This window comes from Bradyrhizobium sp. UFLA05-153, assembly GCF_054185185.1.
The window spans coordinates 19,095-42,737 of the sequence record NZ_JBBIAM010000027.1; the positions used below are offsets into that span (position 1 = coordinate 19,095).

Here is a 23,643-nt window from a genome sequence, read left to right on the forward strand (position 1 = left end):
AGAGCGCTCACACGCATTCGATGTCATCCTGGCGAAAGCCAGGACGACGTTGGGGAGAGAGCGGATGAACCTCAATGAAAATCCCGCGACGGCGGCAGGATGCGGACATCGCGGGGGTGGCGGATTTTCTGCGCAGGCGCATCAAGGTGGTCGCGGCGGTCGTCGTTGAGGGGCTCGATCAGGGCGGCGCCCGCTGGCACCGGGTGCTTGCGGCTTAACGCATCATTGGCGAGCCCGACCAGATCGTGCGAGCGGTCGACCATCCGCTGGGCGATGAGATGCGTCACCTTTTCGGGGCTGCTCTGGATATAGCCCTCGACCAGGATGAGGCGCGCACCCATCACCTCCTTGCGGTATTGCTCCATGATCTTGGGCCATACCACGACATTGGCGATGCCGGTTTCGTCCTCCAGTGTCATGAACACGACGCCGCTGGCGCTGCCCGGCCGCTGCCGGACCAGCACCACGCCGGCGCAGCGGACTCGGCGCCGCTCGTTCTCATGACAGACATCCTTGCAGGCGATGACGCGCTCGCGCGTGAACATCTCGCGCAGGAACTCCATCGGGTGGCCCTTCAGCGACAGGCGGATGGTCTGGTAGTCGGCGACGACCTGCTCCGGACGCGGCATCACCGGCAGCGGTTTTGCGTGCTCGTCCGGCTGCTCGCGCGCGGTGGCCGCCTCGAACAGCGGCAGCGGCACGTCATCGGGCAGGCGCCGCACCTGCCACAGCGCCTCGCGGCGGTCGAGCCCGAGCGAGCGGAAGGCGTCGGCATCCGCCAGCAGGATCAGCGCGCGCTTGGGCAGACCGGTGTCGCGGGCGAAGTCTTCGAGCGAGGTGAAGGGCCGGCGGTTGCGCGCGGCGACGATGCGGTCGGCCCAGTCTTGAACTCTCTCCACGTTGTCATTCCGGGGCACGCGGAGCGTGAACCCGGAATCTCGAGATTCCGGGTCTGGTGCTAACGCACCATCCCGGAATGACGGTGTTGTGGGCGCGCCCCCATTGCGAACTTGCGCAATGTGGAATGACAGCTGAGAATGTTTCAGCCTCTCCTCATCCTCATCAAGCCAATGGAAGCCGTCGATCTGGCGGAAGCCCAAGCGCACGGCGCAATATTTGCCGTCGGTGTTCTCCAGCGTGTTCTGCGCAAAGCTAAAGGACACGTCGATCTCGCGCACCTCGACGCCGTTCTTGCGGGCGTCGCCGACGATCTGTGCCGGGGCATAAAAGCCCATCGGCTGCGAGTTCAATAGCGCGCAGCAGAACGCGTCCGGATGATAATGCTTCAGCCAGGACGAGATGTAGACGAGCTGGGCGAAGCTCGCGGCATGGCTCTCCGGAAAGCCGTAGGAGCCAAAGCCCTTGATCTGGTCGAAACAGCTCCGGGCGAAGTCGGGGTCATAGCCGCGCGCGACCATGTTGCCGATCAGCTTGTCCTCGTACTTGCCGATGGTGCCGACATTGCGGAAGGTTGCCATCGAGCGGCGCAGGCCGTTGGCTTCCTCGGAGGTGAATTTTGCCGCCTCGATCGCGATCCGCATCGCCTGCTCCTGGAACAGGGGCACGCCCATCGTCTTGTGCAGCACCTTGTAGAGCTCATCCTTGTCGCCATGCTCCGGTGACGGAGATGGATAGCTCACTTTTTCCTGGCCGTTCCGCCGCCGCAGGTAAGGATGCACCATGTCGCCCTGGATCGGCCCCGGACGCACGATCGCGACCTCGATGACGAGATCGTAGAAGGTCCGCGGCTTCAGGCGCGGCAGCATATTCATCTGCGCGCGACTCTCGACCTGGAATACGCCGAGCGATTCTCCGAGGCACAGCATGTCGTAAACCTTGGGATCGTCCTGCGGGACGCTCGCCAAAACCCACCGCTGACCTTTGTGCTGGTCGATCAAGTCAAAACTCTTGCGGATGCAGGTCAGCATGCCCAGCGCCAGCACGTCGACCTTCATCATGTTGAGCGCGTCGACGTCGTCCTTGTCCCATTCGATGAAGGTGCGGTCGTCCATCGCGGCATTGCCGATCGGCACATAGGTGTCGAGCCGGTCTTGCGTGAGCACATAGCCGCCGACATGCTGCGAGAGATGGCGCGGGAATTCGATCAACTCGGTCGCAAGCTCGACCGCGAGGCTGATCATGGGATTGTTGGGATCAAGCCCGGCCTGCTTGACCTGCATGTCGTTGAGGCCCTTGCCCCAGCTCCCCCATACCGTGTCGGCGAGCGCCGCCGTGACGTCCTCCGTCAGGCCCAGCGCCTTGCCGACATCGCGGATGGCGCTGCGTGGACGGTAGTGGATGACGGTCGCGATGATCGCGGCGCGATGGCGGCCGTAGCGGCGATAGACATATTGCATCACCTCCTCGCGCCGCGAATGTTCGAAATCGACGTCGATATCAGGCGGCTCCAGCCGTTCCTTGGAGATGAAGCGCTCGAACAACAGATCGACCTTGGTCGGATCGACCGAGGTGATGCCGAGCACGTAACACACGGCCGAATTCGCCGCCGAGCCGCGGCCCTGGCACAAAATGTTCTGGCTGCGCGCATAGTGGACAATGTCATGCACGGTGAGAAAATAATGCGCGTATTTCAGCTCGGCGATCAGCGCGAGCTCCTTGTGCAGAGTGGCGCGGAGCTTGTCGTCGATCTTGCCGCCGAAATAAGTCTGCACGCCGGCCCAGGTCAGGTCCTCCAGATGCCCTTGCGCGGTCTTGCCCGGCGGCACCGGCTCGTCCGGATATTGGTATTTGAGCTGGTCGAGCGAGAAGTCGATGGCGCCTGCAAAGCGCATGGTTTCTGCGATCGCCGCAGGGAAATCGCGGAACAGCCGCGCCATTTCTCGGGGTGTTTTCAAAAACCGTTCGGCATTGGCCTCAAGCTTCCTCCCGATCGCCTCGATCGTGGTCTTTTCCCGGATGCAGGTCAGCACGTCCTGCAAGGGGCGGCGCGCGGGATGGTGATAGAGCACCTCGTTGGTCGCGAGCAGCGGCACTTTTGCCTTCACTGCGAGAGCATCGAGCCGCGCGAGGCGACGCCGGTCGTCGCCGCGATGGAGCAGGCTCGCCGCCAGCCACACGCCCTCGGCGCGGCTTGTCTTCAGCTTTCCCAGAACATTTAACGCTTGCCCCGCGTCAAAGCGATGCGGCAGCGTCAGGACCAAAAGCTGGCCTTCGGCAAACTCCAGGAGATCGGCGAAGGTGAGATGGCACTCGCCTTTCTCGATCCGCGTGATGTCATCGCCACGCTTGCCCCTGGTGAGAAGCTGGCAGAGCCGACCATAGGCCGCGCGATCGCGCGGATAGACCAGGATGTCGGGCGTATCATCGATGAAGACGATGCGCGCGCCGATCAGGAGTTTTGGCTTGTGCAGCACTTCCGTATTGTCGAGCTCTTTGTAGGCGCGGACGACGCCGGCGAGCGTATTGTGATCGGCAATCCCGATCGCGGGAATGCCCAAAATGCTAGCCTGATGCACATAGGCGCGCGGATCCGACCCGCCGTGCAGGAAGGAGAAGTTGGTGGTGATGCCGATCTCGGCATAGGCTGGCGTATTCATGCGAAGAGACCGTGCACATACCAGTTGGCGGGAACGGACCTGCCCTCCTCGTCCACGAGCTCGCTGTCGTAGAGACCATCGCGAAAGATCCAGAACCGCAGGCCTTCGGCATCCTCGACACGAAAGTAGTCCCGCGTGAGCTGCTTGCCGTCCTGCCGCCACCATTCCATCGCGATGCGCTCGGGCCCTTCCACCCGCACCACCGCATGCAGCGCGCGCCGCCAGGTGAATTGATGTGGCGCTCCGTCCGGCACGGTCGCGAACGGCACCTTGATCGGTTCCGGCTTATCGAACAGCCGCAACGGGCGTAGCGGCGGCTCGCTCTCAACGCGCGATGGCCATTCAGTCTGCGCGGCAGCGGCGAGATGATGCTGCGCAGGCGCGGCGAGCACCGCGCACTCGGGAATATGCGTATCCTGCGGCAAGTGTACGACGACGCGCTTTCCGCCGATCCTCGCGGCGATGCGGTCGATCAGCGCGGCGAGTTCGTCATTGTCATGGACGTGCGCATCGAGATCGCGCTGCTCCTGCACCACAATCTCGGTGCGGCTCGCCGAGAGACGGACCATGTCGAAGCCGAAACCGGGATTGAGGGGATCGGCGAGCGCATCTAGCCGTTCGCGAAAGAGACGGTCGACGACTGCGCTTCGCGTCACCGGCCGCCCTGTCTCGACCATGATCGCGCGCACCATGCCGTCGGTGCGGAAGAAGGACGCCTCCAGCCGCCGCGCGCCCTTGCCTTGCTTCTCCATTGAGGCGATCAGCGTATCCGCGAGCCGCGACAGCGTCATCGCGATCATGGTGTCGGTCGCGATCGGCTCGGCGAAGCATTTTTCCACGATGTAGTCAGGCAGCGGCTTTCGCGGGCTGATCGGCGCATCGCCCTGCCCCAGCGCATGCGCGAGCAGCGTCGAGAAGCGCGCACCGAAGCGCGCCGTGATCTCATGGGGGCTGCGCGAAGCGACATCGCCGATGGTCTTCAGGCCGGCGCGGCGTAGACCCGTGGTGATGGCGTCATCCGCGCCGAGCGCGGAGACCGGCAAGGCACTGATCGCTTCCGCCTCCGCGCCATCGGCGACGATGGTGCTAGGTGCCTGCCGCGTCAGCGTGCGCGCACAGATCGAGGTCGAAGCGATCGCCGCGCTGACCGCAAAACCCTGTCGCACCAGTGTACGGACGAGCGCCTGCAACAGGTTGGCCTCGCCGCCGAACAGATGCGCGCAGCCGGTGATGTCGAGGAAGAGGCCATGCGGGGGATCGAGCGCCACCAGCGGCGTGAAGCGGTCGCACCAGTCGGCGATATCCTCGAGCGTCCTGGCATCCGCCGCGACATCGGCGTCGAACACCTTTAATTCCGGACAGATGGCGCGGGCGTTCGCCAGCGGCTGGCCGATATGCAGGCCGAAGTGTCCAGCCGCTTCATCGAGCGCGTAGATCGAAAGCGCGTTGTTTTCCTTCGCAACGACGATGCTCGGCCCATCTTTTCGTTTTAACGCGTTTTCTTCACGCGAACCGGTGTCCACTTCGCTTGAAAACGCTTTATCCGGCCTTTCGCTGATGAGCGAAAGCACCCGCTTGATGCGATCGATGGGCAGGCGCGGCAGCCACAGGCTGAGGATACGCCGACGATTCACTGAACAGGCACTCATCACTTTTCCATTCCATGATCCACCGGCCGACCGGGCCATGACGATTGCGAACGAGCTCGGCATCGAAGCAAGGCGCGCCCCAGGCGCTCCACTGAGGTCCCGGCGGTGAATGCGCCGCCCGCAACATCCATCTGGTTTCCGCGGTCGACGGCAGAGGGTTTGCTGCCATCCGCAGCAGCAGCCCGGTCACGCCGGAAGCCTGGGCTGCAAGCGTCAGCTTGCGGCTCGCCACGAGATCGAACTGTTTCGTCTCGCCCCAGAGCTCGAGCACGACGGCGCCCAGCGCATCGCAGGCAAGCGCATCGGCTGACGTCCGCAGCGCGCTCTCGATATCGGCAGCGCGCACCATCACCACGCGGCGCGGATCGAGGCCGAGTTCGGCAAGCCCGCTCATCGACAGTGCGCCTGCCTCGATTTCCGAAAAATCCTGCCGCACCCACAGCAGCGGGCGATGCGCCATCACGCGCCCCGCAAGTCCGGTGACAAAACCCGTCGCGGCCGTGCCCTGGCGTCCCTCGCAAAACACTTCGTGGATCGCCGCACGTGCCAGCCCACCCTGCAAGGCCAGATCTGCCTGGGGGTGGCCGAGCGCCACGCGATCGCGATGATGCGCGGCATCCGACGTCTCGATGCGCTCGATCTGGCCGCGCAAAGCCGCAAGCGCGCTTGTGCGTGCGCTCATGCTCGCCGCTCCTTCTCGTGATGGTCGCCAGGATCGTCAGAAAGACAAACGATCGGCTGGCTCATTTGTTCATGATATGTTCTAATATAAAGCTAACAGCGCCGCTGGAGTCAATCGAATTGGCGGGCTCTCGGATTCATGAGCGAAATCAAGAGGATTCAAGTGCCATGTACCTCATCACCCTCGATCATGAGACGGATTTCGACGGCTGGCGCAAAGCCGCGCGCGCGCTGGCACTGCATCACATCGCCCCCGTGGACGTGACGTGGGGCGTGCAAGGCCAGATCAAAGATCAAATGCCGCCCGGCCTGTCCGAAGCGCCGAGCCTGCCGCCGATCGAGATCGAAAGCACCTTCAACGTGCCGGCCAATTTCATCGAGCTTGCGCGCGTCGCGATCCTCAATCGCGACAGCGAACGCTTTGCGCTGCTCTATCGCCTGCTGTGGCGGTTGAAGGCCGATCATGACCTCTTGGGACGGATGACTGACCCTGATGTGGCGCTGGCCACCGCGATGGCAAACAGCGTGCATCGCGACGTGCAGCGGATGCGCGATGTCATCCGTTTTCGCGAGATCGGACGCGAGCAGAAGGCGCATTACGCCGCCTGGTTCGTGCCGGAGCATCACATCGTCGAATTCGCGGCGCCCTTCTTCGCGCGCCGCTATGCGGACATGCCCTGGTCGATCCTCACGCCCGACATTTGCGCCCATTGGGACGGCCACGTGATCTCGTTCACCCCGGGAATCAGCCAGACGGAGATGCCCGCACCAAGCCGCCTGGAGGAAACCTGGCGCCGCCACTTCCGCACCGACCGGCCGATCGCACCGGAAGCGCCAAAAAAGCGCGCGAGGAACCTCCCGGAAGCCTCGATACTTGAACCTCTGCTCGCCGATGCCGAACGCTGGACCGGCGGACGGAGCACGCCGCGTCCGGAGGCAGCCATGCCACGCAAGCCCGCCGCCGATGATCTCGAAACGCTGCGCGAGGAAGCCGCGCATTGTCGCGCCTGCCCTCTCTACAAGGATGCGACGCAGACCGTGTTCGGTGAAGGCCCGAAGAGCGCCACCATCATGCTGGTCGGCGAACAGCCCGGCGACAAGGAAGACCTCGCTGGCCACCCCTTTGTCGGGCCCGCTGGAATGATGCTCGATCGCGCGCTGGAAGAGGCCGGCGTCGATCGCAGGAAGGTCTATGTCACCAACGCGGTGAAGCATTTCAAGTTTGTACCGCGCGGAAAAATCCGCCTGCACCAGAAGCCGAACACGCCGGAGATCCGCGCCTGCCGGCAATGGTATGAACGGGAACTGTCGGCCCTCCAGCCCAGCCTCGTCGTCGCGATGGGCGCGACCGCCGCGCAAAGCGTGTTCGGCAAGATCACGCCGATCGGCAAGAACCGAGGCCGGCTGATCGATCTTGCCGACGGCCGCAAGGCGCTGGTGACGGTGCACCCGTCCTATCTGCTGCGGCTGCCGGACCCCAAGGCCAAGGAGCTGGAATATCAGCGTTTTGTCGACGACCTGAAGATCGCAGCCGGATTCCGGGAAAAATCAGCACGGGCAGCGTGATGTAACTCACGCTGCGCCGCAGCGGATACCCGTGGAGAAACGTCATCATTTCAACTGCCTGTCACATGCCGCGCGCAAAGTCGGGGCACAGGGACAGGAGAGTTTTCAATGAGTGACCTTGCTTTACCCGGCTCCATCGAGCCGGCCTTGCGGAGGGGCCCCGACCTCGACCGCGGTTTTCATCCGCTGACCGGCATTATCTACATGGGGGTCATCGCCGCGGCGCTGCTCTTCGTCGCCTACAGCATCTGGGTCGACGTCGATGCGACCGGCACGCAGGTCAAGAGCATTGCGCCCTTCCTCATGCTCTTCGTCGCGCTGCTGATCGCGCTCGGCTTCGAGTTCGTGAACGGCTTCCACGACACCGCCAATGCGGTCGCAACCGTCATCTACACCCGCTCGCTGCCGGCCCACATCGCCGTGGTCTGGTCCGGCATGTTCAACCTGTTCGGCGTGCTGCTCTCGAGTGGCGCGGTCGCGTTCGGCATCGTCTCGCTGCTGCCGGTGGAGTTGATCCTCCAGGTCGGCTCCAGCGCGGGCTTTGCCATGGTGTTCGCGCTGTTGATCGCGGCGATCATCTGGAACGTCGGCACCTGGTATTTCGGCCTGCCGGCGTCGAGCTCGCATACGCTGATCGGCTCGATCATGGGCGTCGGCATCATGAATGCGGTCCTGCACGGCCGCAGCGGCACCTCGGGCGTCGACTGGACCCAGGCCACCAATATCGGCAAGGCTTTGCTGCTGTCGCCGCTGTTCGGGTTCGCGCTCGCCGCCGGCCTGCTCCTGATCCTGCGTACCGTGCTGCTGCGCGCCACGCCCGCTTTGTTCGGCGAGCCGAAGGGCGACCAGCCGCCGCCGTGGTGGATCCGCGGCATCCTGATCCTCACCTGCACGCTGGTGAGCTTCTTCCACGGCTCCAATGACGGCCAGAAGGGCATGGGCCTGATCATGCTGATCCTGATCGGCACCGTGCCGACGGCCTATGCGCTCAATCGCGCACTGCCGGCGAGCCAGATCGAGGCGTTCGTCGCGAACTCGGAGGCCGCGAGCAAGGTGATCGAGGCCAAGGCCGCCGGCTACAACGTCATCGGCAATCCGCGGCCCGCAGTGACCAACTACGTCGCTCAACACGAGGTCAACGGCGGCACGTTCCCGTCGCTCGCCGTGCTCGTGCGTGACATCGCAAAGCAGGTCACCACCTACGGATCGCTGGCGAAGGTGCCGGCCGAAGTCGTCGGCAACACCCGCAATGACATGTACCTCGTCTCGGAAGCAATCCGCTTCCTGATGAAGGACAAGGAGGCCGAGCTCAGCGCCAACGACGTCGCCGTGCTCACCGCCTACAAGGGCTCGCTCGACAGCGCCACGAAGTTCATCCCCGGCTGGGTGAAGATCGTGGTCGCCATCGCACTTGGGCTCGGCACCATGGTCGGCTGGAAGCGCATCGTCGTCACGGTCGGCGAAAAGATCGGCAAGACGCACCTGACCTACGCGCAAGGCGCCTGCGCCGAGATCACCGCAGCCGCCACCATTGCCGCCGCCGACGTCTACGGCCTGCCGGTCTCGACCACGCACGTGCTGTCGTCCGGCATCGCCGGCACGATGGCGGCCAACGGCTCGGGCCTGCAATGGGCGACGATCCGCAACATCGCGATGGCCTGGGTGCTCACCCTGCCGGCCGCGATGATCATCTCCGGCGTGCTCTACTACGTGTTCTCGCGGGTGTTCTGAGCGCTACGCCACTCAACGACAAAGGGCCCGCGCATCGCGCGGGCCCTTTTTCCATTTCACCCTGGCTTGTGTGTGCTTACGAGGCCGCCAGCGAGCTTTCCACCAACTTGATCCAGTAGGACGTGCCGTAGACGATCGCCTCGTCGTTGAAATTATATGCGGGGTGATGGAGACCCGCGCTGTCGCCGTTGCCGCAGAAGATGAAGGCGCCGGGGCGCGCTTCCAGCATGTAGGCAAAATCCTCGCCGCCCATCAGCGGCGGCATCTCGTGCACGTTGGCATCGCCCGCGACCTGTTTGGCAACCGTCCGCGCGATCTCGGTCTGCGCGGCATGGTTGTTCACCACGGGATAATTCCTCTTGTAGTGCAGATCGATTTTCGCGCCGGTGATCTGTGCCACGCCCGCCACCACTTCGCGCACGCGCTTCTCGACGAGAGCGCGCACCTCGGGCGTCAGCGTGCGGATCGTGCCCTTGAGCTCAGCCGTCTGCGGAATGACGTTGCGGGCATTGCCGGCGTGGAATTCGCATATCGAGATCACGGCCGAATCCAGGGGATCGATGCTGCGCGCGACGATCGACTGCAGCGCCGTGATGACCTGCGCGCCGACCAGAACGGAATCGACGCATTTGTGCGGGCGCGCGGCGTGGCCGCCGAGACCCTCGATCTTGATGTCAACCTCGTCAGTCGCCGCCATGATCGGCCCCTGCCGGATCGCGAACGAGCCGATGGGAATGCCGGGGCCGTTATGCATGCCGTAGACCTGGTCGATGGCAAAACGCTCCATCAGCCCGTCCTTGACCATGGCCGCGCCACCCGCGCCGCCCTCCTCGGCTGGCTGAAAGATCACGACCGCATCGCCGGCGAAATTGCGGGTCTCGGCGAGATAGCGCGCCGCGCCGAGCAGCATCGCGGTGTGGCCGTCATGGCCGCAAGCATGCATCTTGCCCGGATTCTTCGAGGCGTAAGGCAGGTTGGTCTGTTCCTCGATCGGCAGCGCATCCATGTCGGCGCGGAGGCCAATGGTCTTGATGCCCTCGCCCGCCGGCTTCTTGCCCTTGATCAGCCCGACCACGCCGGTCTGACCCATGCCGGTGACAACCTCATCACAGCCGAACTCGCGCAGGCGGTCCGCAACGAATGCTGCGGTGCGGTGAACGTCGTACAGCAGCTCCGGGTGCTGATGGATGTCCCGCCGCCAGGCCTGGATGTCAGGTTGAAGGTCGGCGACGCGGTTCACGATGGGCATGGAGGATCTCAAGCTTTCAGTTGGGAATACAGGACTGTCTACCATGCAAGCGGCGGTCCACCTAACTGCTTCGGACATGGCCTTGCCCGCCGTCATGCTTGGGCTTGTCCCGGACATCCACGACCGACTATTAGGACGGCAAGCGCGTGAATGCCCGGGACAAGCCAAAGACCGAGCCTGGGCATGTCGACCATCTGGGTGGAAGCAGAATGCCAAGGCGGCTCGAAGGTGAGTTTGACTACATTGTCGTCGGGGCCGGCACGGCGGGCTGCATCGTCGCCAACCGGCTCTCGGCTGATCCGAAGAACCGCGTCCTCATTCTCGAGGCCGGCGGCGACGACAACTGGATCTGGTTCCACATCCCCGTCGGCTATCTCTTCGCTATCGGCAACCCGCGCTCGGACTGGATGTTCAAGACCGAGGCCGAGCCCGGGCTGAACGGCCGCGCGCTCGCCTATCCCCGCGGCAAGGTGATCGGCGGCTGCTCGGCGATCAACGCCATGATCTCGATGCGGGGACAAGCCGCCGACTACGACCATTGGCGCCAGCTCGGGCTCACCGGCTGGGGCTATGATGACGTGCAGCCGCTGTTCAAGCGGCTGGAGGATCACTTTCTTGGGCCGAGCGAGCATCACGGTGTCGGCGGCGGCTGGCGCATCGAGGCGGCGCGGCTGTCCTGGACCATTCTCGACGCGGTCGGAGATGCCGCAGAGGAGATGGGCATCAAGCGCATCCCGGATTTCAACACCGGCGACAATGAGGGCACGAGCTATTTCCACGTCAACCAGAAGCGCGGCCGCCGCTGGTCCTCGGCGCGCGGCTTCCTCAAGCCCGCGCTGAACCGGCCCAATTTGCGGCTCGAGAAGCACGTGCTCGTCGATCGTCTCATCATCGACCAGGGCCGCGCCGTCGGCGTGCGCTTCATCCAGAATGGCGAGACCATCGAGGCGCGCGCCAGGCGCGAGGTGATACTCTCGGCCGGCGCGATCGGCTCGATCCAGGTCCTGCATCGCACCGGCATCGGACCTGCCGACTGGCTGTCGCCGCTCGGCATCGACATCGTGATGGACCGGCCCGGGGTGGGACGCAATTTGCAGGACCATCTGCAACAGCGCGCGATCTACAAGGTCGAGGGCGTGCGCACGCTGAACGAAACCTACTACAATCTGTTCCGCCGCGGCCTGATGGGGCTCGACTATGCTTTCCGCCGCCGCGGTCCCCTCACCATGGCGCCGTCGCAACTCGGCATCTTCACCCGTTCCGATGCGACGCGCTCGCGCGCCAACATCCAGTTCCACGTGCAGCCGCTCTCGCTCGACAAGTTCGGCGATCCCCTGCACCGCTTCCCCGCGATCACGGTCAGCGCCTGCAATCTCCAGCCGACCTCGCGCGGCTCCGTACGCCTGCGCGCAGCGACGCCGGACGAGAAGCCGATCATCGCGCCGAATTACCTCTCGACCGAAGACGACCGCCAGGTCGCCGCCGACGCCATCCGCACCACGCGCCGCCTGATGCAGCAGAAGGCGCTGGCAAAATATCACCCGAGCGAATATCTGCCCGGCCCCTCCGTCGGCGATGACGATGCCTCGCTCGCCAAAGCCGCCGGTGATATCGGCACCACCATCTTTCATCCCGTCGGCACGGCGAAGATGGGCACGGCCAACGATCCGATGGCCGTCGTCGACGAACGCCTGCGCTTCTACGGCCTCGGCGGCCTGCGCATCGTCGATGCCTCGATCATGCCGACGATCACGTCAGGCAATACCAACACGCCGACTGCGATGATCGCCGAAAAGGGTGCGACGATGATTTTGGAAGATGCGAAATAGCATCCCGCCATCATGATCAGTCAGCGCTTTTCAATCGGCCCCGCCGGCGCAGAGATCGCCATACTGCAATGGGGCGAGAGCGGTAACCCGCCCGCCCTGCTCGTGCACGGCACCGGCTTCGTCTCCGATGTCTGGGACGAGGTTGCACGCGAGCTTGCATCGACCTACACCGTCTACGCGCACGACCGCCGCGGCCACGGCGCGAGCCACAAGCCCGGCACCTTTCACTTCCTGGACTATGCCGACGACGTCTGCCGGGTGATCGAGGCGCTTGGGCTGCGCAATGTCTACGGGATCGGCCACAGCGCAGGTGCGACCGACCTGTTGCTGGCGGCAAAACTCTTGCCTGGACGTTTCGCGCGGCTGTTCGTGATGGAGCCCACCATCATGGATCCGCGCGCGGCGCGCTCCGGAGGATTGGACGAAGACTCCCGGTCCCGCGTGCAGGGCGCGCTACGCCGTCGGGCCGAGTTCGACAGCGCCGACGCCGTGTTCGAGCGCTACCGCACATCGCCGACATTCGCAGATTGGACCGAGACCTCGCTGCGGGCCTATGTGCGCCATGGTTTCGTGCCGCTCGACGATGGCCGGGTCCGGCTCTGCTGCACGCCGGAGATCGAGTCGGCGATGCTGCATCCGATCTACGAGGCGATGACGCAGGTTTACGTTGGCGATGCCCGCGGTAATCCGTTTACCTCGCTCGCCGAGATCGATTGCGAGGTGCGCCTTGCGACTGCCGCGAATTCGGGGCCGATCTACTGGGAGATGGCGCGACGCGCGGTGTCGCTGATTCCGCGCGTCAGCACGATGGTCTTTGAGGGGGCCGGGCATTGCGTCGCGCAGGAAGTGCCGGCGGCCGTGGTGGACGCCGTACGGGAATTCGCAGAGTAAGTCTCGTGCCCCGGACGCAGCACAGCACGCAGTGATGCGCTGCTGAGCCGGGGCCCATCTCACCGCTTGCCGTGCGGCCTCTGAGTCCCGGCTCTGCGCAGCAACGCTGCGCGTTGCAGCGCGTCCGGGACACGAGACCCCACACTTCACGAAATCGTCATCCCATCCAGGAATAAACCCGCCCCTCCCCCGATCACCTCCTCCGAAGCCCAATTCCGGGCGCAAGGAGAGGCGTGATGAGCGGACACGACCACGGGGACGACGGCGTCAACCGCCGCAAGGTGCTCGAATGCATGACCTGGGCCGGCACCGGGGTGCTCTGGACCATCACGGGCGGCGTGCCGCGCTCGCTCGGCATCGTCGATTCCGTCCAGGCCGCAGAAGCGCCCGGCATGACCTTCCTCCAGATCAGCGACAGCCATGTCGGCTTCGACAAGCCGGCCAATCCCAACGCGCTCGGCACGCTGGAGGAGGCCGTCAACAAGATCAATGCGATGCCGGCAAAGCCGTCCTTCATGATCCACACCGGCGACATCACCCACCTGTCGAAAGCCGCCGAGTTCGACAATGCCGAGCGCATCATCTCGCAGACCAAGCTCGACGTGCACTACGTGCCGGGCGAGCATGATTTCCTCGACGAGGAGGTGAAGTTCTATCGCGATCGCTATGGTCGCGGCACCAAGGGCCAGGGCTGGTATTCGTTCGATGCCGGCGGCGTGCATTTCGTCGGCCTCGTCAACGTCGTCGACCTCAAGGCCGGCGGGCTCGGCAATCTCGGCACCGAGCAGCTCGCATGGCTCGAGGACGATCTGCGCGGCAAATCGAAATCCACGCCGGTCGTGCTGTTCGCCCACATCCCGCTCTGGACCGTCTATCCGCAATGGGGCTGGGGCACCGAGGACGGCGCGCGCGCGCTCGAATACGTCAAGGGCTTCGGCTCGGTCACCGTGCTCAACGGCCACATCCACCAGGTGATGCAGAAGGTCGAGGGCAACGTCACCTTCCACACCGCACGCTCCACCGCCTTCCCGCAGCCCGCGCCCGGAGCGGCCCCCTCACCCGGCCCGATGAAGGTCGAGGACGCAAAGCTGCGCTCCATGCTCGGGGTCGCCAGCATCAACTTCAAGCAAGGCGATCAGCGCCTCGCCATCATCGACACGCCGCTCCAAGGTTGATTCAAGGCTGAACGGAAGCTGACCATGAAGACTCTCAATCGCCGCGACTTCGGTGTCGCCGTGGCCGCGGCCGTGCTGCTGCCCATCACCAACGCCCGCGCCGACGACATGGAGGTGCATATCGACAATTTCACCTTCCAGCCGGCCGAGCTCACGGTGAAAACCGGCACCACCATCACCTGGATCAACCGGGACGATATCCCCCACACCATCGTCTCGGCCGGCAAGTTCAGGTCGAAGACGCTCGACACCGACGACAAATTCGCGTTCACCTTCACGGCGGCCGGCGATTACAAGTATTTTTGTTCGCTGCATCCCCACATGACGGGGTTGATCAAGGTTGAGTAACGGCTCAAACCAAGGCATCACCATCCTGCCCGGCCAGTGGATTGACGCTGGCCGGGCGCGCGCGTCGAAAGCCGGCACCGGCGACAAGGCAAAGCGAGCGGCGATGCCCTCCACCAGCGACGATCCCGACAAGGCGCGGCGCTTCCGTGAAGCGGCGCTGCCGCATCTGGACGACGTCTATACGCTCGCGCGCTATCTGCTGCGTGACGCCTCGGATGCTGAGGATGCCGTGCAGGAGTGCTACCTGCGCGCGCTGAAGCATTTCGACAGCTATCGCGGCCCGGCGATGAAGCCGTGGCTGTTCGCAATCCTGCGCAACGTCTGCAATGCCGAATATGCGCGTCGGGCGCATGCGCCCGCGGCGATCGAGGATATTCCCGAAGCGGCCGAGCAGCCGCCGATCTGGCGCGAGACCGAAGCAAATCCCGAAATTGACATGCTGCGCACGCGTGACGCGACGGCGATCAGAAAACTCATCGAGGCTTTGGCCGAACCGTTCAAGGAAACTTTTGTGCTGCGGGAGATCAACAACCTGTCCTATCGCGAAATCGCAGACGCCGTCGGCGCGCCGATCGGCACCGTGATGTCCCGCCTTGCCCGCGCCCGCGCCATGCTGCGCGCAGCCTGGATGGCGGAAGAGGAGCAACCGAAATGACCTGCGACGAGGCAAAGCTTCTGCTTCACGCACTGATCGACGGCGAGCTCGACGCCGGCCATACCAGCGAGGTCGAGGCGCACATCGCGGCCTGCCCGGTTTGTGCGGCCGAGCTCGCCGCCCAGCGCGAGATGAAGCACGTGCTCGCCGATACCGATTTGCGCTACACCGCGCCGGCAAACTTGCGTGCCCGCATCGAGGCCTCGCTGCCGCAGCCGCGTCAGCAGAGCCGCCGCGCGGTGCTGCGCGGCTTTGCGATGGGCTCGGCGGTCTCGGCGCTCGCCGCCACCGGCCTCGTGGCCATCGTGCTGCGCCAGGATGACCAGCAGCGCATCCTGTCCGAGGTCGTTTCCGCGCATCTGCGCTCGCTTCAGGCCGGTCATTTGACCGACGTCGTCTCCACCGACCAGCACACCGTAAAACCGTGGTTCAACGGCAAGCTCGACGTTGCCCCGCCCGTGATCGACCTGACCGCGCAGGGCTTTACGCTGGTCGGCGGCCGGCTCGATTATATCGACGCCCGCGCGATCGGCGCTGTGATCTACCGGCGCCGCCAGCACATCATCAACCTGTTCGTGTCGCAGACCGCAAGCGCCGAGCACCGCCCGCCGAAGACCCAGACCATGCAGGGCTTCAACTGCCGCCGCTGGGGCGACCGCGGCCTGAACTTCTGGGCCGTGAGCGATCTCGGCGCCGACGAGCTCTCCGAGTTCGTCGACAAGCTCGAAACGGCGATGAAGGCGAATGCGGAGGGTAGCTTCTGAGAATGTATCATGCAATGATACAATCACTTGCATATGTATCAGACAATGATACACTGCTTCAGTGATCAGAACGTTTCGGAACAAAACGACTGAGGCGGTCTTTAACGGCGAAAGTCCCAAAGGCTTTCCGGCCGACCTGGTGAAGGTCGCGCGCCGGAAATTGCGCTATCTTCACGCTGCAAGTGAACTCAGCGACTTAAGGGCGCCACCCGGCAACCGCCTGGAGGCCCTCGCGGGCGATCGCAAAGGTCAGCACTCGATCAGGATCAACGACCAGTTCCGGGTGTGCTTCGTCTGGACAGCACAAGGTCCCGATGAAGTCGAGATCGTGGACTATCACTAGGAGAGAACGCAACGATGGCCAAGAAACTCAAGCCCATGCATCCTGGCGAGGTTTTGCGGGAGGAGTTTCTGATCCCGCTGGACATGTCCGCTGGAGCGCTCGCCAAGACATGCGGCCTGCCGCGCACGCGTATCGAGCGGATTGCGAGTGAGCAGACCGGGATCACCGCCGACACCGCACTTCGGCTAGCCAAGGCGCTCGGCACGACCGCCGAGCTTTGGCTCAATCTTCAGAATGATTACGACATCCAGATCGCGAAGCGCGATCTGGGCAAGGCGCTCGATCGTATCGAAACGGTGAACAAACCCAAGGCGGCCTGAGACCGAACGGTGCCGTCGCTCGCGACGACCTGACCGAGTATCACCGCGATCTCATTGGGTACGCGGCGGCTGGAAGACGGTCCAGTGGTCATCCCTGAAGAGATAGAGGCCTGACGAGACCCGCATCTGCTCGCTGCTCGAATGGAGATAGCCGACACCTCTGCGCAATCCGTCAACGGCTTCACTGTTACTTAGCGGCGTGAATAGCAGGCCGCCGCGCTTGGGCATGGCAACCACAATTCCCTCCGGATACTGTCGAGCCAAGTCTCTCCAAAAATCCCGATCGAGAAAATAGCTACTATCGAGATCAGAGGATTTCCCCTGAACCTGCGTCAGGCCTCCGGTCCAGGGCCGGGCGACGGGATCACCGTAAACGCGCTTGATATTGCCGACCGCCAATCGAAGCGCTTGCTCGGGATTCAGGCGCAGTCGCGCGAGATCCTGGGGAGTTGCGTTCAGCATGGAAACCGGTCCGTCAAACACGAACCTGATTTGCATGTCCCCGAGAAATTTGAAGGTCGCCAATTCAAATTCGACCTCCTTGCCATCGGCCAGTCGGGCGCGCAGTTTGCCGAACGGCTCCAACGCCTCGTCCTGCTTGTTAGCGCCGGGCATCTCTCTGATGACGACCATCAGATTTTCAGCACTCTTGTCGGCGGGCGGGCCTGTCTGCGCTGCGGCGCTCCTTGGCGCGAGCGATCCATCCAATAGCGCGACGACGCACAGACAGAGATAGGCCGTCAGGGCCCGACGCTGCTTTGAACGAAGAACCGAATGCAAGGACATGGCGATGTCACTTGATTGGAAGCCGGCACCTACGCCGACCGCCTCACCGCATTGTCCACCAGCGTCTTGCCGAGCGACCAGATCGCGCCGGGGACCTTGTGGCTGCCGGCGATGACGTCGTCGAACGCCTTCTCGATCCAGTTGCAGTCTTCTTCGGTGATGGTGAGCGGCGGCAGCAGCTTGATGGTGTGGCTGCCGTGGCCGGCGACTTGCGTCAGGATCTTGTGGTCCTTGAACAGCGGCACGGTGATGAGCTGGCAGAACAGGCCCTTGTTCGCCGTCTCCAGCACGTTCCAGGACGCCCTCAAGCGCAGCGATTTCGGCGGGCCGAATTCGATGCCGATCATGAGGCCCTTGCCGCGCACTTCCTTCATCAGCTCATAGCCGGGCACCATGCGGGTGAGCGCGAGGCGAAGCTCGGCACCGCGCTTGGCGGCAGCCTCGATGAGCTTCTCGGATTCCATCACGTCCAGCGTGGCGATGCCGGCGGCCATCGCAAGGTCGTTCTTGGAGAAGGTCGAGCCGTGCACCACCGCACGGTCCATCTGGTTGAAGATCTTGTCGAAGATGCTTTTCCGCGTCAGCACCGCGCCGACCGGCACGTGGCCGCCCGAGAGCGACTTCGACAGCAGCACCATGTCGGGCTCGACATTCCAGTGCTCGACCGCGAGGAAGCGGCCGGTGCGGCCCATGCCGGTCTGGATCTCGTCGGCGATGAACAGCGTGCCGTATTTCTTGCAGAGCGCAGCCGCGCCCGGCAGGAACTCGTCGGTGGGCATGTTGACGCCCTTGCCTTGGATCGGCTCGACGATGAAGCCTGCGACCTCGCGCGAGGACAGCGCCTTTTCCAGCGCGGCGAGATCGTTGAACGGGATCGAGGTGCAGCCGGGCAGCAACGGCTCGAAGCCGCTGCGGAAATTCGAGTCCCCCGTCAGCGACAGCGCGCCGTAGGTCAGGCCGTGATAGGCGTGGGCGCAATAGACGATGCCTGGGCGCCCGGTGGCACCGCGCGCAAACTTGATCGCCGCTTCCACACTCTCCGCACCCGAATTGGCAAAGAACGCCTTGTCGAGATAGGGCACATATTTGAGCAGCCGCTCGGCGAGCACGCCGGCGAGCGTCGAGACGTCGAACTGAACGAGATTGGGCAGATCGGCGTCGAGCACGCTCTTCAGCGCCTCGCGCATCACGGGATGGTTGCGGCCGATCGCGAACACACCAAAGCCGGACAGCAGGTCGAGATAGCGCGCGCCATCGCGGTCGTAGAGGTACTGCCCCTGCCCCTTCTGGAAGCCGACGTCATAACCGATGGTCTTGAGCACCCGAACGAACTGCTCGTTCAGGTGACGCGTATGCAGGGAGCTGCGTTGCGCCTCGCGGTCAGCAAAGAGCTGGGCCATGTCTGGATTTGGAGTGTGCATCCGCTACATACTTCGGTTGATGGTCGTGTCGTCAACAGAAAACGGTCGTTGCGGCCTTTTGCCCTTTTTCGGACCATCTTCGCAAGCACAGCTTTAAATCATGTTGCACTGCCAAGGAACTATCATGCGTTTGGCCCTTTACTCCGGAATAATACTGGTTAGCGGTTTCAGCTGTTTGAACCCGGCCTTCGCGGCCGATCCGACCGGCGACTGGCGGGTCGCCGACGGCGTCGCCAACATCCGCGTGGCGCAATGCAATGGCAGCATGTGGGGCGCGGTGTCCTGGGAGAAGACCCCCGGCGGCCGCGATGAGAACAACCCGGATGTCTCAAAAAAGAGCAGGCCGACCCTGGGCATGGCGATCCTGATCGACATGAAGAAGAAGGCCGGCGCCGACCAGTGGGAGGGCCAAGTCTACAACGCCAAGGATGGCCAGCTCTACGCGTCGACCATCACACCCGCTGGCACGGACCAGCTCGAGATCAAGGGCTGCGTGCTCGGCTTTCTCTGTGGCGGCGAGACCTGGACCCGGGTCGGGCCGCCGATCCCGTCGAGCCCCGCCAACAGCATGGCCAAGGGCGCGCCGAAGACCACCGGCGCCGCGCCCAAGATGGCAGCGCCTGCCGCTCCCAAGAGCACCGGCGCGAGCGCAAAACCCGGTCAGAAGGCTGCCGCCGATCCCGTTGGCGACATCTGCCTACTCCCTGAGATTGCGGGGTTTGCCCATTAGGGCCGGCTGAAACAGCAGCACGGCGGCGAGCGTCGTCACCAGCGAAAGCGCGAGCAGCTTGCCCATGCTGGACGTGCCGGGATGGCTCGACAGCCACAGGCTGCCGAACGCGGTCGCCGTCGTCAGCGCGCTGAAAAAGATCGCCCGCGTCAGGCTGGTCTGCAGCAGGTTTGTCCTGCCGGAGCGCCAAGCCACGACATAGTAGATCTTGAAGGCGACGCCGACGCCGAGCAGCAACGGGAAGGCGACGATATTGGCGAAGTTGAGCGGCAACCCGATCAACACGCAGATCTCGAGCGTCACGGCTCCCGCAACCAGGAGCGGCACCAGCGTCATCAGCACGTCGGTGAAGCGCCGCAAGGTGATCCACAAGAGCAGGCTGATGACGACCAGCGCATAGATGCCCGCCATGATGAAGGCGCGCACGACCGTATCGCCCGATTTCAGGATCGACACCGGACCGCCGATCGCCATCGGCTCCGCTGCGAGCACCGCCGCGGCGAACTTGCGCAAGGTGTCGTTGTCGTTGGGATCGCCGCGCGGCAGCGCCTCGACGCGGATCACGCCGTCCTTGCTCTTCCAGGCATTGACCAGATCAGACGGAAGCGACTTCAGCGTGACCGGCTCGGCCTGCATCGCGTTCCTGAGCTGATCGAACACGATCTTCATCGGCGTAATGAAGACGTCCTGTGCCTTGTTGCGGGTCGCCTCGTCCGCGTTGGCCAGCTTCTCGAGCCCATCCGCAAGCCGCCGCGAGGCGGTAGCACCGGGTCCCTTGTCGTTGCCTGCAGTCCTGCGCAAGGCCTCGACCGAGGATTTCAGCGAGTCGACATTTTCCTGGTCCGAAGGCGCAGCGTCGACCTGATCCGGGTTGAGCGCGGGATTGATCACCTTGGCGCCCTGCGCGATCAGCTTCAGCTTCGGTGCCTGATCCGATGGCACGAAGCTGTCGAGGGACATCACCCGCAGCACCTCCGGCAGCTTCTCGAGCCTCGCCTCGATCTGCGTCGCCTGCTCTTCCGAATTGGTCAGCACGTTGATGGCGTTGGCGCCGGTGTTCGGATCCTTGCGCAGGTCAAGGAAGGTCGCGATCGACTCCGCCCTGGGGTTGCGCAGGTTCATCGGATTGAAGTCGAATTTCATGTAGTAGAGCAGCGGCAGGCCGCCGACGGCGAGGAGCAGCGTGCCGCCCACGATCACCACGCGGTGCTTCTCCAGGAAGTGATCGAGCGGCGCCAGGAAGGCGTAGCCGACCGGCTCCTTCTCGCCAGGCGGGTTCAAGAGCTTCAACAGTGCCGGCAGCACGGTGATCGAGGAGAGGAACGCCACCAGCATGCCGACACCGGCGATCTGGCCGAGCTCGGAAATACCCTTGTAATCGGTCGGCATGAAGCAGAGGAAGCCTGCGGCAGTCGCCATCGCGGCCAGCGACAGCGGGATCGCCGAACGCTTGGCGCCCAGCACGAGCGCAGAAGTGAGATCATTGACCTTGTAGCGTTCCGAGCGATAGCGGACGCTGTACTGGATGCCGAAATCGACGCCGAGACCGACGAACAGCACGGCGAAGGCAATCGAAAGCAGGTTGAGCGAGCCGACCATCATCAGGCCTGCGGCCGTCGTGATCGCGAGCCCGACGAACAGGTTCACGAACACGGCGAAGATGATCTTCGCCGAATGCAGCGCGAGCCAGAGGATCAGCAACACCACCAGGACGGTGCCGATGCCGTTAACGACGACGCCTTCCTGCACCGTGGCGTATTCCTCATTGGCGATGGGGACCGGACCGGTCAGGCGCACCCGCGCCTGGTACTTGGTCGGGAAATCAAGGTCGGCCGCGGCCTTGCGGATCGCATCCGTCGCGCCCTTGCCGGGCTCGAGCGCGTTGTAATCGAGGACCGGCTTGAACTCGATGAAGGCGCGCTTGTCCGAGTCGGAGAGCGGCTTGTCGCTGACGAGCTCGCGCCAGGAGAAGATTGCGTTGCCCTTGTTCAGGACCGTCTCAACCGTCTGCGCGATCAGGTTGAAGGGACGCTCGGTGTTGTCGAGCTTCACCTGGCCCCGTTTGACGCCGGCAAGCCCGGTCTCCAGCGCGCCGGTGAGGCCGCGGATCGAGGGATCGCCCGCCATGATCTCGATCAGGGGCGCTGCCGACTCGAACTGGCCGGTGATCTTGCCGACCTCTTCGGTCGGCAGGAACAGCAGCCCGTTCTTCTCGAAGAATTCGCCGGTGCCGAGCTGCTGCATCGACACGAAATTGGTCTTGTCGTCCCTCAGCTTGGCGTAGAGCGCGTCGGCCGCAGCCGTCGTCATCTCGGGCGTCGCCGCCTCGACGACGGCCAGAATGGTGGCGTCGCGATCGAAGGCACGATCGAAGGCCTGGTCGCGCTGCCGCCAGTCGAGATTTTGCGCGATCAGCGAGTTGATATCGGTGTTGATGGCGAAATGGCGCGCCGCGTAGTAGCCCGCGCCCACCGCCAGCAGGAGCCCGGCGATAACGACGAGGGTGGCAAATCGGGTGCAGGCTCGGACGATCGCAACGACTATAGTTTGCAGCACATCTATTCTTTCTGGCTTTCAAACAGCTTGCCGGAAACGCCCGCTGTTTATCGGAGTTCCCCGGCGAAACCTATCGCTGTTTTGGGCGGTTTGACCCGTCGGGAGGTTCGAGGAATTGACGGAAGTCAACGATCGCGCGGGCGGGTATAGACGGCCAGTTGAGGCGGTAAAGTGACGAAGGGGTGAGGACCTGCCTTAACCTTGCCGCATCATAGTACCGTTAATGGAACCGAGGACGCGATCCGCCTTCCCTCGCGGCCGTTTTTTTGACACAAGGCCCTGTGCCTCCATGCGCTTGGGGCCAAACGGACGGGTGGGCGGCTACCACCGGTGCGGAACCAATGGTGCGGATATTGCACTATTGGTGAGTATCGGGGTGCCGCCGGGGACAACTGAACGGATTTGGTGCAACTTGCGTGATGGACACCCTATGGAAATTTATCTAGCGCAGCCGCGCGGCTTTTGTGCCGGCGTGGTGCGTGCCATCGAGATCGTGGAGCGGGCGCTGGAGAAGTACGGCCCGCCCGTCTATGTGCGCCACGAGATCGTACACAACAAATACGTCGTCGAGAGCCTGAAGCAGAAGGGCGCGATCTTCGTCGAGGAGCTGTCCGAGGTTCCGCCGAAGGCAATGACTGTTTTCAGCGCCCACGGCGTGGCGCGCAGCGTCGAGGAAGAGGCTGCCGCGCGCGACCTTCCTGTGCTGAACGCGACCTGCCCCTTGGTCACGAAAGTTCACAATCAGGGGAAACGCTACATCTCCAAGGGCCGTACCCTGATACTGATCGGCCATGCCGGCCATCCCGAGGTCGAGGGAACCATGGGCCAGGTTCCGGGCCCCGTGCTGCTGGTCCAGAGCGTCGAAGAGGTTAAGGCCCTGATGCTGCCGGCCGATCGGCCAGTGGCCTACATCACCCAGACCACGCTGTCGGTGGACGACACCAGGGACATTATTGCGGCCCTCCAGGCCCGATTTACAGATATTCAAGGCCCTGACATCCGGGATATCTGCTATGCGACACAGAACCGCCAATCTGCGGTAAGGGATTTAAGTAAGCTGGTCGACGTGATCTTGGTGGTGGGCGCTGCCAATAGTTCCAACTCGAACCGGCTCCGCGAAATCGGCACTGAGGCCGGCGTGGCGAGTTATCTGGTCGCCGATGGCCGCGAGCTCAATCCGGAATGGTTGAAAGACGCCAAGACCGTCGGCATCACAGCCGGCGCCTCGGCACCTGAGGTTCTCGTGGATGACGTGATCGAAGCCCTGCGACGGATCGGACCGGTTTCGGTCTCGGTGCTGCCAGGGCGCGAGGAAAACATCGAATTTCGGCTTCCGGCGGAACTCGCCGCAAGCTGACCTACCTGAATTCCAAGCCCAGAAAGAAACGTGTG

The 23,643-nt window shown here is 63.7% G+C and carries 19 protein-coding genes; 12 read left to right on the plus strand and 7 right to left on the minus strand.

Going from position 1 to position 23,643, the window contains the following annotated elements:
- Nucleotides 1-71: 71 nt before the first annotated feature.
- From Q2941_RS18090 to Q2941_RS18100, 3 genes are read right to left on the minus strand one after another with little or no spacing between them, the layout of a single operon-like run.
- A complete protein-coding gene (locus Q2941_RS18090) occupies nt 72-3,557 on the minus strand; it encodes an error-prone DNA polymerase (RefSeq protein ID WP_458193312.1) in 3,486 nt (1,161 codons plus the stop codon).
- Entirely contained in the window at nt 3,554-5,206 is a 1,653-nt protein-coding gene (locus tag Q2941_RS18095) for a Y-family DNA polymerase (protein WP_458193313.1), read from the minus strand. The genes Q2941_RS18090 and Q2941_RS18095 overlap by 4 nt, the downstream gene beginning before the upstream one ends.
- Nucleotides 5,097-5,888, minus strand: a complete 792-nt coding sequence (locus Q2941_RS18100; protein WP_254106947.1) for an ImuA family protein — start codon at nt 5,886-5,888, stop codon at nt 5,097-5,099. The genes Q2941_RS18095 and Q2941_RS18100 overlap by 110 nt, the downstream gene beginning before the upstream one ends.
- A 167-nt stretch (nt 5,889-6,055) precedes the next feature.
- Between Q2941_RS18100 and Q2941_RS18105 the strand changes: the two genes are divergently transcribed.
- Entirely contained in the window at nt 6,056-7,453 is a 1,398-nt protein-coding gene (locus Q2941_RS18105; protein ID WP_458193314.1) for a UdgX family uracil-DNA binding protein, read from the plus strand.
- Nucleotides 7,454-7,561: 108 nt separating this feature from the next.
- Nucleotides 7,562-9,184 carry an inorganic phosphate transporter gene (locus Q2941_RS18110; protein ID WP_458193315.1) on the plus strand — a complete coding sequence of 541 codons (1,623 nt, stop codon included), beginning with the start codon at nt 7,562-7,564 and terminating at the stop codon, nt 9,182-9,184.
- Between the two features lie 76 nt (nt 9,185-9,260).
- Here the strand turns inward: Q2941_RS18110 and Q2941_RS18115 are convergent, their stop codons facing one another.
- Entirely contained in the window at nt 9,261-10,433 is a 1,173-nt protein-coding gene (locus tag Q2941_RS18115) for a M20 aminoacylase family protein (protein WP_254106949.1), read from the minus strand.
- Between the two features lie 209 nt (nt 10,434-10,642).
- Here Q2941_RS18115 and Q2941_RS18120 point away from each other — a divergent pair, with 209 nt between their 5' ends.
- From Q2941_RS18120 to Q2941_RS18155, 8 genes are all read left to right on the plus strand, one after another.
- Nucleotides 10,643-12,262 carry a GMC family oxidoreductase gene (locus Q2941_RS18120; RefSeq protein ID WP_458193316.1) on the plus strand — a complete coding sequence of 540 codons (1,620 nt, stop codon included), beginning with the start codon at nt 10,643-10,645 and terminating at the stop codon, nt 12,260-12,262.
- A 12-nt stretch (nt 12,263-12,274) separates the two neighbouring features.
- Nucleotides 12,275-13,153: an alpha/beta fold hydrolase gene (locus Q2941_RS18125; protein ID WP_458193317.1), complete on the plus strand. Its 879-nt coding sequence runs from the start codon at nt 12,275-12,277 to the stop codon at nt 13,151-13,153.
- 236 nt (nt 13,154-13,389) lie between these two features.
- On the plus strand, nt 13,390-14,328 hold the full coding sequence (locus tag Q2941_RS18130; RefSeq protein ID WP_027528184.1) for a metallophosphoesterase family protein: 939 nt from the start codon (nt 13,390-13,392) through the stop codon (nt 14,326-14,328).
- A 24-nt stretch (nt 14,329-14,352) separates the two neighbouring features.
- Nucleotides 14,353-14,676: a cupredoxin domain-containing protein gene (locus tag Q2941_RS18135; protein ID WP_027528185.1), complete on the plus strand. Its 324-nt coding sequence runs from the start codon at nt 14,353-14,355 to the stop codon at nt 14,674-14,676.
- Between the two features lie 103 nt (nt 14,677-14,779).
- Entirely contained in the window at nt 14,780-15,331 is a 552-nt protein-coding gene (locus tag Q2941_RS18140) for a sigma-70 family RNA polymerase sigma factor (RefSeq protein ID WP_458193347.1), read from the plus strand.
- Nucleotides 15,328-16,095 carry an anti-sigma factor family protein gene (locus Q2941_RS18145; RefSeq protein ID WP_458193318.1) on the plus strand — a complete coding sequence of 256 codons (768 nt, stop codon included), beginning with the start codon at nt 15,328-15,330 and terminating at the stop codon, nt 16,093-16,095. The genes Q2941_RS18140 and Q2941_RS18145 overlap by 4 nt, the downstream gene beginning before the upstream one ends.
- A 61-nt stretch (nt 16,096-16,156) precedes the next feature.
- Entirely contained in the window at nt 16,157-16,438 is a 282-nt protein-coding gene (locus Q2941_RS18150; RefSeq protein WP_458193319.1) for a type II toxin-antitoxin system RelE/ParE family toxin, read from the plus strand.
- 14 nt (nt 16,439-16,452) lie between these two features.
- On the plus strand, nt 16,453-16,758 hold the full coding sequence (locus tag Q2941_RS18155) for a HigA family addiction module antitoxin (RefSeq protein WP_458193320.1): 306 nt from the start codon (nt 16,453-16,455) through the stop codon (nt 16,756-16,758).
- A 51-nt stretch (nt 16,759-16,809) separates the two neighbouring features.
- Here Q2941_RS18155 and Q2941_RS18160 read toward each other — a convergent pair whose 3' ends face one another.
- Nucleotides 16,810-17,544, minus strand: coding sequence for a DUF1444 domain-containing protein (locus tag Q2941_RS18160; RefSeq protein WP_458193321.1), 735 nt, complete (start codon nt 17,542-17,544; stop codon nt 16,810-16,812).
- 29 nt (nt 17,545-17,573) lie between these two features.
- Entirely contained in the window at nt 17,574-18,965 is a 1,392-nt protein-coding gene (gene hpnO / locus Q2941_RS18165) for an aminobacteriohopanetriol synthase HpnO (protein ID WP_458193322.1), read from the minus strand.
- A 124-nt stretch (nt 18,966-19,089) separates the two neighbouring features.
- Here hpnO and Q2941_RS18170 point away from each other — a divergent pair, with 124 nt between their 5' ends.
- On the plus strand, nt 19,090-19,695 hold the full coding sequence (locus Q2941_RS18170; protein WP_027528189.1) for a DUF2147 domain-containing protein: 606 nt from the start codon (nt 19,090-19,092) through the stop codon (nt 19,693-19,695).
- Here the strand turns inward: Q2941_RS18170 and hpnN are convergent.
- Entirely contained in the window at nt 19,663-22,251 is a 2,589-nt protein-coding gene (hpnN, locus tag Q2941_RS18175) for a hopanoid transporter HpnN (RefSeq protein ID WP_027528190.1), read from the minus strand. The two genes, Q2941_RS18170 and hpnN, sit on opposite strands and share 33 nt — an antisense overlap.
- Nucleotides 22,252-22,681: 430 nt before the next feature.
- Between hpnN and ispH the strand changes: the two genes are divergently transcribed.
- Nucleotides 22,682-23,608, plus strand: a complete 927-nt coding sequence (ispH, locus tag Q2941_RS18180) for a 4-hydroxy-3-methylbut-2-enyl diphosphate reductase (RefSeq protein ID WP_027528191.1) — start codon at nt 22,682-22,684, stop codon at nt 23,606-23,608.
- The last annotated feature ends 35 nt before the right edge of the window (nt 23,609-23,643 follow it).

What these genes read in the sequence shown, in the direction of transcription:
- Q2941_RS18090 (WP_458193312.1), bottom strand. Translation starts at nt 3,557, where the DNA reads ATGAATACGCCAGCCTATGCCGAGATCGGCATCACCACCAACTTCTCC.
- Q2941_RS18095 (WP_458193313.1), bottom strand. Translation starts at nt 5,206, where the DNA reads ATGAGTGCCTGTTCAGTGAATCGTCGGCGTATCCTCAGCCTGTGGCTG.
- Q2941_RS18100 (WP_254106947.1), bottom strand. Translation starts at nt 5,888, where the DNA reads ATGAGCGCACGCACAAGCGCGCTTGCGGCTTTGCGCGGCCAGATCGAG.
- Q2941_RS18105 (WP_458193314.1), top strand. Translation starts at nt 6,056, where the DNA reads ATGTACCTCATCACCCTCGATCATGAGACGGATTTCGACGGCTGGCGC.
- Q2941_RS18110 (WP_458193315.1), top strand. Translation starts at nt 7,562, where the DNA reads ATGAGTGACCTTGCTTTACCCGGCTCCATCGAGCCGGCCTTGCGGAGG.
- Q2941_RS18115 (WP_254106949.1), bottom strand. Translation starts at nt 10,433, where the DNA reads ATGCCCATCGTGAACCGCGTCGCCGACCTTCAACCTGACATCCAGGCC.
- Q2941_RS18120 (WP_458193316.1), top strand. Translation starts at nt 10,643, where the DNA reads ATGCCAAGGCGGCTCGAAGGTGAGTTTGACTACATTGTCGTCGGGGCC.
- Q2941_RS18125 (WP_458193317.1), top strand. Translation starts at nt 12,275, where the DNA reads ATGATCAGTCAGCGCTTTTCAATCGGCCCCGCCGGCGCAGAGATCGCC.
- Q2941_RS18130 (WP_027528184.1), top strand. Translation starts at nt 13,390, where the DNA reads ATGAGCGGACACGACCACGGGGACGACGGCGTCAACCGCCGCAAGGTG.
- Q2941_RS18135 (WP_027528185.1), top strand. Translation starts at nt 14,353, where the DNA reads ATGAAGACTCTCAATCGCCGCGACTTCGGTGTCGCCGTGGCCGCGGCC.
- Q2941_RS18140 (WP_458193347.1), top strand. Translation starts at nt 14,780, where the DNA reads ATGCCCTCCACCAGCGACGATCCCGACAAGGCGCGGCGCTTCCGTGAA.
- Q2941_RS18145 (WP_458193318.1), top strand. Translation starts at nt 15,328, where the DNA reads ATGACCTGCGACGAGGCAAAGCTTCTGCTTCACGCACTGATCGACGGC.
- Q2941_RS18155 (WP_458193320.1), top strand. Translation starts at nt 16,453, where the DNA reads ATGGCCAAGAAACTCAAGCCCATGCATCCTGGCGAGGTTTTGCGGGAG.
- Q2941_RS18160 (WP_458193321.1), bottom strand. Translation starts at nt 17,544, where the DNA reads ATGTCCTTGCATTCGGTTCTTCGTTCAAAGCAGCGTCGGGCCCTGACG.
- hpnO (WP_458193322.1), bottom strand. Translation starts at nt 18,965, where the DNA reads ATGCACACTCCAAATCCAGACATGGCCCAGCTCTTTGCTGACCGCGAG.
- Q2941_RS18170 (WP_027528189.1), top strand. Translation starts at nt 19,090, where the DNA reads ATGCGTTTGGCCCTTTACTCCGGAATAATACTGGTTAGCGGTTTCAGC.
- ispH (WP_027528191.1), top strand. Translation starts at nt 22,682, where the DNA reads ATGGAAATTTATCTAGCGCAGCCGCGCGGCTTTTGTGCCGGCGTGGTG.